Annotated in this window: 12 protein-coding genes; 3 read left to right on the top strand and 9 right to left on the bottom strand. The window is 36.9% G+C overall.

The window, feature by feature from the left end:
• Nucleotides 1–556 precede the first annotated feature (556 nt).
• Nucleotides 557–3,547, top strand: coding sequence for a type I restriction endonuclease subunit R (locus tag AC3EBE_RS04615; protein WP_488593831.1), 2,991 nt, complete (start codon nt 557–559; stop codon nt 3,545–3,547).
• Nucleotides 3,548–4,001: 454 nt separating this feature from the next.
• Here AC3EBE_RS04615 and AC3EBE_RS04620 read toward each other — a convergent pair whose 3' ends face one another.
• The gene (locus tag AC3EBE_RS04620) at nt 4,002–5,675 is read right to left on the bottom strand and encodes a hypothetical protein (RefSeq protein ID WP_488593832.1); all 1,674 of its coding nucleotides are present in this window, start codon (nt 5,673–5,675) and stop codon (nt 4,002–4,004) included.
• Nucleotides 5,676–6,091: 416 nt separating this feature from the next.
• On the opposite strand from AC3EBE_RS04620, the gene AC3EBE_RS04625 reads away from it, so the two are divergent.
• Nucleotides 6,092–6,754: a hypothetical protein gene (locus AC3EBE_RS04625; protein ID WP_488593833.1), complete on the top strand. Its 663-nt coding sequence runs from the start codon at nt 6,092–6,094 to the stop codon at nt 6,752–6,754.
• A 498-nt stretch (nt 6,755–7,252) separates the two neighbouring features.
• Here AC3EBE_RS04625 and AC3EBE_RS04630 read toward each other — a convergent pair whose 3' ends face one another.
• From AC3EBE_RS04630 to tnpA, 6 genes are all read right to left on the bottom strand, one after another.
• Entirely contained in the window at nt 7,253–8,161 is a 909-nt protein-coding gene (locus AC3EBE_RS04630; RefSeq protein WP_488593834.1) for a hypothetical protein, read from the bottom strand.
• Between the two features lie 355 nt (nt 8,162–8,516).
• Entirely contained in the window at nt 8,517–8,816 is a 300-nt protein-coding gene (locus AC3EBE_RS04635; RefSeq protein WP_488593835.1) for a DnaB-like helicase C-terminal domain-containing protein, read from the bottom strand.
• 27 nt (nt 8,817–8,843) lie between these two features.
• Nucleotides 8,844–9,836: an LLM class flavin-dependent oxidoreductase gene (locus tag AC3EBE_RS04640; protein ID WP_488593836.1), complete on the bottom strand. Its 993-nt coding sequence runs from the start codon at nt 9,834–9,836 to the stop codon at nt 8,844–8,846.
• A gap of 309 nt (nt 9,837–10,145) precedes the next feature.
• Complete coding sequence (locus tag AC3EBE_RS04645) at nt 10,146–10,853, bottom strand: M48 family metallopeptidase (protein ID WP_488593837.1); 708 nt, start codon at nt 10,851–10,853, stop codon at nt 10,146–10,148.
• A gap of 15 nt (nt 10,854–10,868) precedes the next feature.
• Entirely contained in the window at nt 10,869–11,192 is a 324-nt protein-coding gene (locus tag AC3EBE_RS04650; protein ID WP_488593838.1) for a ribonuclease E inhibitor RraB, read from the bottom strand.
• Between the two features lie 100 nt (nt 11,193–11,292).
• On the bottom strand, nt 11,293–11,736 hold the full coding sequence (gene tnpA, locus AC3EBE_RS04655) for an IS200/IS605 family transposase (protein WP_488593839.1): 444 nt from the start codon (nt 11,734–11,736) through the stop codon (nt 11,293–11,295).
• 88 nt (nt 11,737–11,824) lie between these two features.
• Here tnpA and AC3EBE_RS04660 point away from each other — a divergent pair, with 88 nt between their 5' ends.
• Nucleotides 11,825–13,183 carry an RNA-guided endonuclease TnpB family protein gene (locus AC3EBE_RS04660; protein ID WP_488593840.1) on the top strand — a complete coding sequence of 453 codons (1,359 nt, stop codon included), beginning with the start codon at nt 11,825–11,827 and terminating at the stop codon, nt 13,181–13,183.
• Between the two features lie 237 nt (nt 13,184–13,420).
• Here the strand turns inward: AC3EBE_RS04660 and AC3EBE_RS04665 are convergent, their stop codons facing one another.
• Together AC3EBE_RS04665 and AC3EBE_RS04670 are read right to left on the bottom strand one after the other, a co-directional pair.
• Nucleotides 13,421–13,621, bottom strand: a complete 201-nt coding sequence (locus tag AC3EBE_RS04665; protein ID WP_026694123.1) for a cold-shock protein — start codon at nt 13,619–13,621, stop codon at nt 13,421–13,423.
• Between the two features lie 319 nt (nt 13,622–13,940).
• Nucleotides 13,941–14,915, bottom strand: a complete 975-nt coding sequence (locus tag AC3EBE_RS04670; RefSeq protein ID WP_488593841.1) for an ornithine cyclodeaminase family protein — start codon at nt 14,913–14,915, stop codon at nt 13,941–13,943.
• Nucleotides 14,916–14,925 lie beyond the last annotated feature (10 nt).

Consider the following 14,925-nt stretch of genomic DNA (forward strand, 5'->3'; position numbering starts at 1 on the left):
TATTTATGTAATGAAAGAACTATGAAAGGATTTGAAGATGAAACATTACTTTCTGTGTTGAAAGGAAAAGGACTTGTTCCAAGAGATGAAATGGAAACAGGAGCTGTAATGGCTACAAAAGACTTAGATAATTTTAAATTAGTTGAACCAGGAGATTTTGTAATCCATTTAAGAAGTTTCCAGAGTGGTTTTGAATTATCTGAAATAAAAGGGATCGTAAGTCCTGCCTATACAGTGTTCAGGCTTAATGAAAATTTAAACTCAGCATTTTATAAATACGTGTTCTACTCAAAACCATTTATTGATTATATTTCCAGCACAACTCAAAGTTTAAGAGATGGTAAACCTATTTCGTTTAAAGATTTTGGAGATATGTATTTACCGGTGCCCCCTGTGCAAACTCAAAATGAAATTGCAAATTATTTTATTAATTTAGATTCGAAAATTAATGAAATTGAAAGAAGGTTATCAGAATTAAAAGCTACTAGAAATACTCTAGTTTCAAATGTCGTAACTGGTCGTTTAAACATTAATTGATTAAGTGAGGTGATTTGTGATGGCAGTGGATACTTCAGAAAAAGGTTTTGAAACGAATATCGAAAGGGCCTTAATTGAAAATGGCTATAAAAAGCGTGTACTTGAAGGAGAAGCAAGTGTTACTTTTAAACAGCACGCTATCGATGTAGAAGAGCTATTTGCTTTTTTAGAGGATACACAGGAAAAACGCATGCGTGCTCTAGAGAAATCGTATGGTCCTTCTTATAAAGAAGAAGTTTTGAAACGTATTAAAGACCAGCTGCATCGTCAAGGTTTGGTCGAATGTTTACGTAAAGGTATCAAAGACCGTGGTGTGACATTACAGCTTGCGTATAATAAGCCACCTACGGATATGAATAAAACATTAAATGAGCAGTATGGGAAAAACCGCTTTAACGTTGCTCGCCAAGTATATTACAGTGATAAGCATAACAACAGCTTAGATATGGTGCTGTTTTTAAACGGTTTGCCGCTTGTTGTGATGGAATTGAAAAATCCATTAACAAATCAAACAGTTGAACATGCGATGAAACAGTTAAAGATGGACCGTGATCCACGCGAGCAGCTGTTCAAATTTAATGAGCGTGTTGCCGTTTACTTTGCTGTTGATCCAGACGAAGTATTTATGACAACAAAGCTTGATAAAGGCAAAACCTACTTCCTACCTTTTAACAAAGGCAATAATGGTGGGAAAGGTAATCCGTTAACTTATGGTGACAATTACCGTACTCATTATTTATGGGAAGAATTTTTAGCTCCAGATAGCTTGCTCGACATTTTATACCGCTTTATCTTTATTAAGAAAGACGAAATTAAAGATTCAACCGGTGAAACGATTGGTGAGCGTCAAATGCTCATTTTCCCCCGTTTCCATCAGCTTGATGTTGTACGTAAGTTAGAAGCAGATGTAGCACAAAAGCTTGTCGGTCATAATTATTTGATTCAGCACTCTGCGGGATCGGGCAAGACGAACTCGATTTCGTGGCTTGCACACCGTTTAGCGAAGCTCCATAACGAGGACAATGAATCAATTTTTAGTAGTGTGATTGTTATTACCGACCGCCGAGTGCTAGATAAGCAATTGCAAGATGCGGTGTATCAGTTGGAGCATAAAGCAGGGATGGTAGAGCCGATTGATAAAGATTCAGAGCAATTAGCACGTGCCATTAATAATGAGACTCGTATTATTATTACCACGCTTCAAAAGTTCCCGTTCATTCTAGAAAAAGTAGCGGGCTTAGAGCGAAAAAAGTATGCGGTCATTATTGATGAGGCGCATTCATCCCAAGGTGGTAAAGCTTCAACAGCATTAACAAATGTTTTATCAGATAAAACATTGGAAGCAGCTTATGAGGAAGACCGTATTGCAGAAGAAAACTTAGATGATCCGGACGAAAAAATCGTTGAATCAATAATGAAAAGTGGTAAGCAAGATAACGTATCTTTTTTTGCATTTACGGCGACACCAAAGCCGAAGACAATAGAGAAATTCGGTACAGTTGGTGTTGATGGCAAGCCAGTAGCATTCCATCAGTACACAATGCGACAAGCGATTGAAGAAGGTTTTATTTTAGATGTACTTGAAAACTATACCACCTATAAAACGTTCTGGAAAATTGCAAAGACAGTAGACGATGACCCAGAGGTATCACAAAAACAAGCAACGAAAAAGTTAGCACAATACGTGTCACTTCATCCACATAGCATCGCACAAAAAACAGAAATTATTATTGAGCATTATCGCAATTTCGTGCAGCGCAAGATTGGCGGTCGTGCAAAGGCAATGGTTGTAACGGCGAGCCGTTTACATGCAGTACGTTACAAAATGGCTTTCGATAAGTATATAAAAGAAATGGGCTACGATGATTTAAAAACAGTAGTTGCTTTCTCAGGTACTGTGAAAGATGGTGAGATTAATTATACCGAGCCAGAAATGAATCAGTTCTCTGAAAAAGAGTTACCTGAAAAATTCAACTCTGACGAATACAAAGTATTGCTTGTAGCGGAGAAATATCAAACTGGATTTGATGAACCATTGTTGCACACCATGTATGTGGACAAGCCATTAAGCGGTATTAAGGCGGTGCAAACACTATCTCGTTTAAATCGTACATGCCCAGGTAAAGACGATACATTCGTTTTGGATTTTGTAAATGATCGAGAAGACATGAAAGCGTCTTTCCAGCCTTATTATGAATCCACGAGTCTATCAGAAATTTCTGATCCAAATATCCTTTATGATATGCAGGCCGAGCTAGAGCCATATCAAGTATTTACTGAAGAAGAGGTGCAAAAGGTAAATGAGCTTGAAGTAATGGATGGTGTGAAGAAGTCCACGAAGGCTCAAGCCGAGTTAAATGCGGTTCTCGATAAAGGTGTGGAGCGTTTTAAAAAGCTTTCGGGTGAAGAACAATTCGCATTCAAACAAGTGGCTACGAAATTTACACGTACTTATGGCTTTATACTACAAGTTGTAACATTTATTGATTTAGATCTGCACAAGCAATATATTTACCTAACATACTTGTTACGTAAACTGCCACGTGGCCGAGGAGATAAGGACGTTTACTTGGCGGATGATGTAGCACTTGAATACTACCGCAATCAAAAAGTATTCGAAGGTAGTATTGAACTCGAGAAAACGGGAGGCTACCAATTAGATCCACAGAAACATGGTGCTGGTGGTGCAGTTGAAGATGAGAAGGTTCGTTTATCAAGCGTGTTAGATAAGTTAAATGAGCGCTTTGGCACGCAATTTACAGAAATAGATTTCCTTTCTCGAGAGCAAGTGAAAGAAGACATGTTAAATGATGAAGACATTCGCCAAAAAGCCAAAAACAACTCAAAAGAAAACTTTAAATTCGCCTTTGAAAAATCCTTTATGGACTTCGTTATTGACCGCATGAGCAGCAATCAAGAGTTCTTTATGAAGATATTGGAGAATAATGAATTTAAAACTGTGATTATGGAAGATATGATGGATGAAGTCTATGGAGCTGTTAATAATTAGCTTTTTAGTTTGGTCGGAGGTAAGAATTTTATAGCATAGCATGGGACATGTGGTGGGATATGGGGACATGGGGACCGATTCTTGTGTTTCATATATGTGCTATATAATGAAATGAAAACAAAAAATCCGTATACTTTTCAGCGCTAATGTTAAAGTAATTCGCATTTGAATTAGCAGGTACTTTAGCAGTTAAAATAGCATACAAAAAAGTTCAGAGGCTTTTTAAGCCCTGAACTTTCTTCATAGTGCGTTGTTGTACATTAGCACCCTATAGTTGAGGTTCGACGATAACCAGTTTATGGCTATCGTCCTGTTTTATTTCCTACTGCACAGTATCCTTGTACTGTGCAGTAGATAAATTTGTTGTTCTTTTCTGTATGTTTATTTAGCAATAACGTCCTATATAAAAAACGCGTTATAAAATGACAGACCAGATTTTCAAAGATTTAGTTTTCTATACATTCAGTAACGGCTCTTCAAATCTAAATAATTTTATATCTCCATCCTCAGAAATTTTTAGAGAAACCCCATATTTTGAAGCAGCCCTACTTGCAATACTTCCAGTTCCATAGGTACCCCTATAATTAGTTTCCTTGGGAACTGAGATAACTTCACCAAAACTTAATATATTAAAATTTGTATCAATCACAATTGTTCCATCAACTGAAGCTAAAGATGCAAACAAATATTGGTCCATATTCAAAAGGTTCAAATGGTTATTATTATTTTTGATAATCTCAATAAATGTTTTGTCTAGATTATTATTTTTAAAATTGGATTTATTAAGCATTTGATTAGCCTCTTCGCCTGATAGGTAAAGATTATAATCTTCATTTTCAACAATCGTTATTATTGTACTAACTTTATCTGAAGATAAAACTTTAATGCTGCTAGCTAATTTTCTCATACCAATCATCAAATTATTTATTATTTCCCCATCATTATCCATAAATGTTAGGTATGGAAACTGTTTGTTAAAAATAAAACTCATGACACAAGCAAATAATAAATTATAATGTTTTAATTTCCAAATTCCATTTTTATGTGAAATAACAAAATTATTAGGATTATATATGTTTAGTTGCCGATCGTTAATTGAAAAATATAGAAAATCCGGCTGAATTATATTCTCTGGTACCGATAATTTTTTAAGTCTCTCCATCGTATAGTTATGTATTACATTAAATCCCTCATCATCTATTGACTCATGCTTGGTGTGTCTGAGTTTAGAGAGTATATCAATAACTGTATTCTGAACTTTTTCAAATAGGTCATTCATTGAATAGTTATCAAATAAATTCATTAACAATTTATTTAAACTCAAACCTCCAGATTTTTTCCTCAGAATTCCTTCAATTTTAAACCTTTCATTTATAACTAATGTTAAAGACTTACTATCAATTAATCTTAAAAATGGCTTTTCACTAAGGAAAAATTCTTTAATATCTGTCTCATTGGAAATTCTTATGAAATCGGCATCTATACTATCTAAGATCTTATGTAAATTATTTCCTTGTATAAGAACTGCATCTATTTCAACTGGATTTGATTCATATGTTAATGAACCTAATTCATTTAAATCTTTTATGAATTTCATAATTTTGTATTTTTCATTAATATCACAATTAATGAAATCAGGAAACAGTAACGATAGAGATGTATAATATGTAATTGTATTAAAAACATCCGCATCTAGTGTTTCTGTTTTATTAATACAATATTCTAAATTTTGAGCTATTATTGACATAAGTGTAGCTATAATTTCATCATGTAAGCTTTTTATATAAAAAGGAAACTCTATATTTAAACCAACATCTAATTCATCTAAATTGGATGATTTACTAACAGGAAAATTTACTTTGAACCCGACATAATCTGAAATTATGTTATCAATTTTTTTGCTAAAATCAGTAATTTCTTTTATTGTTTCTTCGTGAACGAATGTTTTTATTAAAATTATTAAAAAAGAATTTAAAAGGTGTGAATGAAGTTGGGAAAAATTACTGATCAAATGAATTTTGATTATTAAGGACCAGTGCAAAATGTAGTTAACTCCAAATGCTATTTTAATAAATTGAAGGACCATCTTAGTAAATGGATTTAATATTGAACGAGAATCTTGTATCATTTAATACGCCTATGTAATGTTTAATAAGCAATTCGTAGATGCGTAGTAGACTCATTCTGTGTAACAAATAAATTTTGGTATATTTAATTTTATTTAACAGACGTAAAGGATATTGTACCTGTTTGTTGGAATATGTTTAGGGGGATGTATTAGAAATAAATCAAATATAGAAGGTTGGTATATATATATGAAGTTATTTCGGGTGTTATAACCTAAAAGATTTTGTTTACGGCACCTTTGATAAATTAACTTATAATTACTTGGATCCACAGGGCTACAAGGATAAAGTAGACAGGGCTAAAAAGATTATCGCCAAGACCAAAGAGTATGAAGCAAGTAATATGCCTTATTCAGCACAGACTGAAATAGAAAAATTATTCCCAAATCTTTAAGCTTGGCACGGAGGAGAAGGAAAATTGACAACAGAACGGATAGATACGGTTAATAATTTCTTTGAAGAAGTAACAGCAGTCAATAAATGGAGTAATTTCTTTTTTTGGCTCTCAACAATATGTTCGTTTGCAGCATTCCTTTTAAGCAGGAGTGGTAATTTCTTAGTTATTGATTCAATAAATATTGTTTTTATCGTCACCACCTTTGCTTATTTTATTTTAAGCAATTGGGTCAGCTTGTTTTTACTGAGAACTGCACAGGGAAAAAGAAGATTGCATTTCTTATCCAACTCTCTTGGGGTCAAGTTAGATGACGAAGTTACGAATCTTTACTATAACAACTCCCATGAACCTTCTATGATTAGACTAGGCTTAAATGGTTACGAAAATACACTATTCACATTTAATGTGACAACAGCAATGGCGAAGGAAGCTAGAAGAAACCTATTCCTTTATGCTTTGTTTCTAACATTAATCGTTCTTATAGAAAGAATTGATTTAAGCTTCCTTGCAATTATAGCTCAGACTGTTTTTACAACAGGATTAATTATTAATCACATTAAATTGGAAATATTACGTTCTACCTGTAACGGATTGCTGAAAGATTATAGGCAATTTTTTATTACCAATGGTGTTAAAGATAATAATAATGCTGTCGCTACATTACTTGATCTCATCTCAGTATGAAACTGTTATTGCTGGTATGGGCGTACACTTGTCGAAAAAAGCATTTCATAAAATTAATCCAACAGTTACTAAAGAATGGGAAACCATTAAAAAGAATCTAAATATTTAAAGCCTAACGGATACCTCCATTAAACGGAGAGTTTTTGTGAAGAATTAACCGCTGTAGTTTTATAGGATTGATTAATTAAATAAAAAGGACCGAGGAGCATACGTAATGTAACCTTCTCGATCCTTCCAATGTTTTAGTCGGTTACCAACTTTGTTTTTTGGTTACCAACATTGCTTTTGAGTTACCAACTTTGTTCACTGCATACAATGGTGTTCAAGGACAATAATGGTAACTAGAAAACCCGTTAATATCAAGGGTTAACGGGTTATTGTAATTTACATTAAAGTTGGTAACCCTTGCGTAAATGTAGTTCAAGTATTTTTTTGACGGATAGTGTATTAGTGAGCAAACGATTAGGGACTGAAAAAAGATTAAGCTGGTTTTAGGGCTTAATCTTCTGCTTTTGAAGTAACTATTTTGTTAGTTATATTAGATAAATCAGAGTTTTTTAGCTCTAACCACTTTCTTCTTCTGCTGAAATCTGATGTAAGATATAATCGATGACTTATGAATCCTTCATTGAGTTCTTGACCAATCCCAATGACTTTCACCTCATCATACTTTTCTTTATGGGGTAAGAAAGCATTATTGATAGTTCCTTCCCATTTTTCAACATCCTTTATTAATTCTTGTCTAATAAATTGATGAATTTTAAAAAGTGATTGAATATATTCTCTTATATAATTCTTAATGTTAATTTTATTTTTACCATGCTCCTTTAGCTCATTTAAGATAGTTTTCTTAAATTTCCCATCATCTTCCAAAATATCTAATTTAATAAACGGCGATATAGAACTTTCATGTTTTACTCTATCTTTGGAATATTGTAATTCATGTACAGGTAAACCCCTATGCTGTACGTAGTTCCTTAGTGCTTCCATTACACGATAGCCAATAACATTATCATATTCATAATGCGTAAGTTCCTTAATATTTTCTATTAATCCTTGTTGTTTATGAGATATCATATTTAAATCATGTAGTACCTGATCTAAATATAGTCTTGTTGTCGTAAGTAAATTAATTAATCTTCGATTTATAAGATGTACCTTATTAACCGAAAGGGACCAATCTAACATTTGTTCTGGAGAATAAACACTGTCTAAAGTAATTTTTAATAGGTCATGTTCTAATTCAATATAGTTTTCCATTATCAAATTAAACTTATCTTCAATGTAGAGAACATTAACAAGATTTTTTTTTGCTGTCAGGATTTCTTCATATTCCTCTTTGCTTATTTCAGTATGATTTTCCTTTTTAGGTCTCATTACATAGGTTATATATTTAGAAGCTTCCAATATTTCATTTCCTCTCTAGAAGTTAGTGAATAAAATTATTTTAAGTAACTTTATATTGTTTGTTTAGGTTGCTTTTGTCCTTTTCTTCAGATGTAATATCCCACTACTTTACATTTTCCGAATGTATAGACCTTAATAAATACAAAGAGGGGAAGAGTTTGCAAATTAACCGGCTGCTGTACTTCAATGTGACAAAACTCATCGACCTTTATTTACCCACGAATGCTGCTCCGTAGCTAAATATATTCTCTCACAATGTTTATTCAATATAAATATCTAATACAATATCTTCCTTAAAATCCGAATACTCATTATAAAAGACATAATCCTTTGCTGGTGCTGGGATTGCCCGTGATTAGCTACAGGTAAACGAGTACCTTCCTCCCGTCCCCCACTGCCTCACGTCCTGAATGGCATTTTTAAAAGTTAGATTCAAAGCAAGGACTGTCTTCCCCATGCTCGGGCGCGTGGAGATGATCATGAAATCGGATTCCTGAAATCCGCCGGTCACCTCGTCCAATTTGCGGTACCCGGGAAGGAATGTCATACAGAAGTCAGCCAGCAGCATTGGCTGACTATGCCGGGACAGCCAAGCGCGTCCACCACCGTAAATCGCTTGTAATAAATAAAAGTAAAAAGGACGGTTCTTCTGCATCCTTCTGCAAAAGAACCGTCCTTTTGTTTAAAGGAACGCCTCAGCCAATAATGTGTAGGTTGTAATTTTGTCCTGAAAGTTATATACATTGTTGATAATCATGAATTCCTCAGTTTTGTACATTTCACTCAATCTAAGAATTTCATCCTTAACCATTTGGGGTGTACCTATAATCATGCGTTTTCGATTTTCCTGTATCTTCTTTCGTTCATCTTTTGTTAAGGGTATGTTTTTGGCCTCTTCGACGGCAGGGATTCTCGTGTCTCCACCCTTTTCAACTGATAACAGCCACATATCCTGGCTTAGGGCGATTTCTTCAGCTTTTTCCTGTGTTGGGGCACAAACAACAAACACGCATACATTTGCTTTAGGCTGTGCAAGCATGGGCGAGGGCTGAAAGTTTTTATAGTAATAGTCCAGGGCCTGTTCTCCATTAACCGGAGTGATAAAATGTCCATAAGTAAAAGCTGTACCATTTTCTGCGGCCAGCCTTGCCCCCCGATGTGTAATCCCTAAAAGCCACACTTCCGGTATGCTGCCTGTCTCAGGAAAGGCATTGACGTCATGGTAAGGGTGGTCTATGGGTAAATGGTTCACTAAAAAGCCTTGCAGCTCCTTAACCTGACGTGGGAATTCATTCAGGCTTTTCCTTAATCCATCTGTGAGGGCCAATCGGGTTGTAGCGGAACCGCCTGGTGAACGCCCAATTCCTGCATCAATGCGGTTCGGAAACAAGGCTTCTAGTAGCTTGAAGTTTTCAGCAATCTTGTAGGGGCTGTACTGAGGAAGCAAAACACCGCCCGAACCTACACGGATTTTCCTAGTATTTGAAGCTATATGAGAAATCAGGACCTCTGGAGAGGACCCTGCTATTCCATTCGTATTATGATGTTCCGCTACCCAAAAACGAGTGTAGCCCAGGTCTTCAGTCAGTTGAGCCAGTTTTACTGTTTTTTGTAAAGCGGTGCTTGCCGAGTCCCCTTTACTTATGACTGATTGATCAAGAACGCTTAATTTCAATAGGTAAACCTCCACAGTTAAACAGGTATGCATAATTGTATTAATACCCTTTGCCAACACTTCCTACTCAAAGCCAGTATCTTTTGCCAAACTGCTTTAATGCAAGGTGGAACATTACATAGAAAGTATCTGATTTTGCTCCGGGAATACTTTGTTGGAAGCAAGCTTCTTTCCAAATGCCAGTAATATAAGGGATGATGTAACTTACCGATTCCAACAGAAAAGAATGCCCATCTATCCCTTTTTAGTATAAGTATAATATTTTTGAAGTTTTTTGCTCCGCTGAGAGGATCTGTCACCCCCGCTGCACTAAACCTCCATCCTCCACCCCGACAAAGCTAGCCAGCGCTCACACCGTTCATATTCGGGCATGATTTTTCCGACAAGCCGCCAAAATGAACGATCGTGATTCATATGGACCATATGGCACATTTCATGGACGACAACATAATCAATCGCTTCCATTGGTGCCATGGACAGCTTCCAATTGAATGTCAAATTCCTCATGGAATCACACGTTCCCCACTTCGTCTTACTGTCCGTGATTCGAATCGAGCGCGGCTTCATTTTGAATTCGCTCTGATAAAATTTCACCCGTTTTTCGACTAATGCCTTGCACTGCTGATAGTAAAACCGCTTCAAAGCCTGTTTGATGCTCTCTTCATTTTGCTCTTTCACGTATACATGGAGCTTGTCTGCCTCGAATACGGCATTGTCTTTTTCGATATCTTCATCCTGGGAAATCAGAATGTGATAGAGCCTGCCCAAGTATAGAAATTGTCCGCCTGGTCCGTACTCTTTTTCCCTGCCGGCTGAGGCACGCTCTTTCATTTCCTTCGCCCTTTGCAGGATCAAGTCCCATTGGCCTTCCAGGATTTGAAGCACACTTGCATCTGAGGTCCCCTTAGGAGCGTGAACTTCGACATGGCCGTAAAAATCCATATAAATGCCGATTGTTTTCCGATTTTTATAAATCACATCATACCCGATTGTTTCACCTAAAAAAGTATGAAGCATGTCATCACCTGCATTTTAATCTATAAATACGCCCCAGCCATCAGAATGGCCGCCGTATGGCTTGCTTATTTTATCCAGCTTTTCCTGCACTTTTTTTAATTCGCTATGGTTAAGGAGCATCCTTTTCGAGCAGCTGCAAGCCCACTCATCTGTCTCATCATCCTGCTCGAGTAAACCATGAAAGCCTTCTTCCTTCAATACAGGCAGAAGCTTCTCGCCAGTTGCCTTATCCGGCACAGCTATAAAAAACTCGACTGGCTGCGGCTTTTTAAAACTGACACCTTCATTAAACAAACTGCGCAATGCTTCTCCATCCGCGTCGTTTGGAAATTTCATCATCCATTCCTCCATTTGAGTGCCTTCTATGTAGTCATTATCATGCACTTGCTAAATTTCTGCTAATCATTTGATCAAAAAAAATTAGGGGCGCAAACTCCATCTAGAATCTACGATTTAGGTTGAGATAGCCCCTCTTTTTACGCTTCCGGTTGGCTTGTTCTTCTATATACTGCTTTATTATTTCAACTGTAGCCCCTCCAGTGCTGATAATAGAGTAGCTGCGATTCCAGAAATAGGGTTTCCAATAGTATGGTTTTAAATGTTCTTCGAACTCTTTTCGAATATAACGGGAGCTGACAGTTTTAAAGTTATTTATTGCTTTAGAGAGCTCTATCTGCGGATGAGCCTCGAACAAGATATGAATATGATCCGACTCTCCGCTTATTTCAATTACCTCGCAAACCCATTTTTCGAACAAATTATGTGCAATCTCTATAAGGCGGATTAATATGTCTTTGTTAATGCACTTTTTCCGATATTTAGTCACTACAACTAAATGATATTGAAGGTTATAAACCGTATGTCTATTCCTTTTAAATTGCATTGTTTAATCATACCTTTCTGTTTTACGACTAATACCGTGTATGCTATACTATATTACAGAACATACGTTTGGTAAGGGAGGGTTATTCATGAAGATTGCTAAAACTTTAAGGTGTAAGGTTACAAATCATTCTAGCATCTTTGAAGCTACGGTTGCTGTGTATAACGAGGCTTTATCTTTTGTGATTGACGTTATTGAACAAGAATATGACCATCTCAGCCACCTATCCACGAAGTTTGTTGTGCCTTCAGTTGAAAAGCTAATACATATCACGAAAACAAACCCTTCTCCAAAGTACAAGGAGTTTAATCAACACTTTTACAAGTTCCCTTCTTATTTCAGAAGAGGAGCCATTAATGCTGCTTTCGGTAAAGTGAAAAGCTATCGCTCCAATTATCAAAACTGGTTAAATGAGAAGGAGATCGCTCTTGCCGAAGGTAAGAAGTTCAATAAGAATCCTCCGAGGTTGCAACTCGAACACAAGGAGTTTCCTGTTTTCTATAAAAGCAATATGTTCGAGCGTACATCGGCAACGTCTGCCCAAATCAAAGTCTTCCATAACAATGATTGGGTGTGGATGGATATCGAGTTCAAAGAACAAAACCTATACAAACGTGATGTTTGGGAATGGAAAGAACATAATCCTAAGCTTGTTAAAGTCGGAAAGAAATATTTCCTTAATTTCACTTACACTCACAAAGTTAAACTTAGTGAGACAAAAATAAAAGATCAGAAAGTGTGCGCTATAGACCTAGGGATCACCAACTCTGCAGTTTGTTCTGTCATGGATGCGAAAGGAACTGTCTTGGCACGTAAATTTATCAATCAGCCAAAAGAAAAAGACCGATTGTATCGCATGACGAACAAACTACGGAAAGTTCAGCGAGTATCCGGCTGGGTGTCTGCGCCTAACTATTGGCGACAAATTAATGGTCTACAGAAACACATTGTTCATATTACCTCACATGAGATTGTGAAATTCGCAAAAGAACATAACTGTGATGTTGTTGTCTTTGAATACCTCGATAAAATGAAGGTACCAAAGGATTTTTGGGGCGCAAAGAAACTTCGTTTCAAATTGCGCTATTGGCGTAAAACGGCCATCCAAAACAAAGTAACAGAAATGGCCCACTATGCCGGAATGCGAATTTCAAGAATCAATGCTCGTAACACAAGCGCCTTAGCTTATGATGGTTCAGGCGAAGTAGAGCGTAACTACAAAAAAGACCTTGCCACATTTACAACGGGCAAGGTGTATCACGCTGATCTTTCGGCCAGTTACAATATAGCTGCTCGATATTTCATTCGAGCTTACCAAAAATCCATGTCTGAAAAGTCGTGGTTGTCCTTGCAGGCAAAGGTCCCTGTGTTGGCAAAAAGAGCATATCAAACCTTGTCTTCATTAATTAGTCTTACCCAGGCACTAGAGGCACCGAAGGTGGCTTAAGCTCGGTTTGTACTGTATTTAAGATAAGGGAAGCACCATCTATAATCTCTGATTTGGGTGGTGAGGTTCACTATGAGATTGTTGTGTTATAATGTAAATAACCTTTTGCATTAAATTTTTTTACTTTACCGGTACCATGCCCCTGCTCGTTCGTTGAGCAGGGTTTTTTATTGCATTTTTTTTAAAAATAAAAAAAACAGACCCTTTTGGAGTCTGTTTCGGTATGCTATATCAAAATTAAGCTTTTTGAACGTTAGCAGCTTGAGGTCCACGTGCACCTTGCTCAACGTCGAAAGTAACTTTTTGACCTTCGTCTAATGATTTGAAGCCTTCAGATTGGATTGCAGAGAAATGAACGAATACATCTTCTCCACCTTCGCGCTCGATGAATCCGAAACCTTTTTCTGCGTTAAACCATTTAACTGTACCTTGTTCCATTGTTGTTGCCTCCTAGTGCTAAAGCACATTGTATTACTATCCTTGCCCAAAGTGATCATTAGAACGAAGAGTCGAACTTTACACCGAACAAAAATAATTCTACTTAAGAATAACAAGATTTAGGAAAAATTGCAAGGGGACCTTAGTAGGATAACTTCCTCTTAATAATGTATGAGTTTGAGTAGAATGGAGAAAGTTATAGTTCAAGAAAAAATCGCGGCTTATTTTTACTAGAAAAAGGATAGATGAGCCGCAAAAAATTGCTCAATCTATCCTTTTTTAATACCTTCGCCTATACCTGGGTTTAGCCTTATCCATCCTACAAAAAAATCTCCTCACCTACATTCATTTCTTTCGCCTTTTCGAAGACACCTTTCGCCACAGCCAAATCAAAATGAGCCGCTCCAACTGATTTAAAAATAGTAATATCCTCAACTCCACGTTCAACCGGATTCACATGAAGTTCAGCCAATGTCCCAGAAAGCCGATCAAACGTCCATTTCCCACGTTCCACGGCATCAATAAACTCCCCAGCTTCAGCTCTCATCCCATCATAATCATCTGCATAAATCAATGCCGCTCGTTCAATCGCACCTAACGGAATCTCACGCATTTCAGGTAAGTAGCTTCCTACGCCGATAATATGTGTCCCTGCTTTTACATAATGGGCGTCAAATACTTCTTCCGTGGACCGTGTCGCACAACAAATGACATCGGACTGGGCGACGGCTTCGTTCCGGTCGACACCGGTATGTATTTTAGCGGTAATCCCCGCCTCTTTGAGCTTTTCGCTGAATGTGTATGTCTTCTCGATGGAACGGTTGATTAGATAGATGTCTTGGATTGGCAGCACGTTCACTAGTCCTAGTACTTGCTCAAATGCCATTCCGCCTGTGCCAATGACGGTAAGCACTTGACTGTCAGGCCTGGCGAGATGGCGGGCTGAAATGGCACTTAATGCGCCAGTTCTCAATCGTGTCAGATAAGAAGCGGATAGTAAGCTAATATGTCCTCCTGTTTCGAGTTCTGTTAGTAAAATAGCTCCTTGTGTGGTTGGAAGATTAGCTGAGCTGTTATCTGGAAAGATCGAGACAATTTTGGTCGCTGCCATTGATGTTCCATCCGAGCTTGGCATATAGAGAACCGATCCGTTGCGTTCCGGGACATTCAGTACCGTCCGATGAGGATTTTCAACACGTCCTTCATGAATGGCCACCAACATGGCTTCGACATCGCGAATCGCATCCTCGATTTTATAAATGGATAGAATTAATTGTTCGTTTAGTATAAGCATCTAGAATCTC

The organism is Mesobacillus sp., from assembly GCF_057785455.1.

Bases quoted from the DNA above. Each gene is read 5' to 3' on its own strand.
- AC3EBE_RS04635 (WP_488593835.1), bottom strand. From the start codon at position 8,816: ATGCAGAAGAACCGTCCTTTTTACTTTTATTTATTACAAGCGATTTAC.
- AC3EBE_RS04645 (WP_488593837.1), bottom strand. From the start codon at position 10,853: ATGCTTCATACTTTTTTAGGTGAAACAATCGGGTATGATGTGATTTAT.
- AC3EBE_RS04620 (WP_488593832.1), bottom strand. From the start codon at position 5,675: ATGATACAAGATTCTCGTTCAATATTAAATCCATTTACTAAGATGGTC.
- AC3EBE_RS04665 (WP_026694123.1), bottom strand. From the start codon at position 13,621: ATGGAACAAGGTACAGTTAAATGGTTTAACGCAGAAAAAGGTTTCGGA.
- AC3EBE_RS04615 (WP_488593831.1), top strand. From the start codon at position 557: ATGGCAGTGGATACTTCAGAAAAAGGTTTTGAAACGAATATCGAAAGG.
- tnpA (WP_488593839.1), bottom strand. From the start codon at position 11,736: ATGCAATTTAAAAGGAATAGACATACGGTTTATAACCTTCAATATCAT.
- AC3EBE_RS04670 (WP_488593841.1), bottom strand. From the start codon at position 14,915: ATGCTTATACTAAACGAACAATTAATTCTATCCATTTATAAAATCGAG.
- AC3EBE_RS04650 (WP_488593838.1), bottom strand. From the start codon at position 11,192: ATGATGAAATTTCCAAACGACGCGGATGGAGAAGCATTGCGCAGTTTG.
- AC3EBE_RS04660 (WP_488593840.1), top strand. From the start codon at position 11,825: ATGAAGATTGCTAAAACTTTAAGGTGTAAGGTTACAAATCATTCTAGC.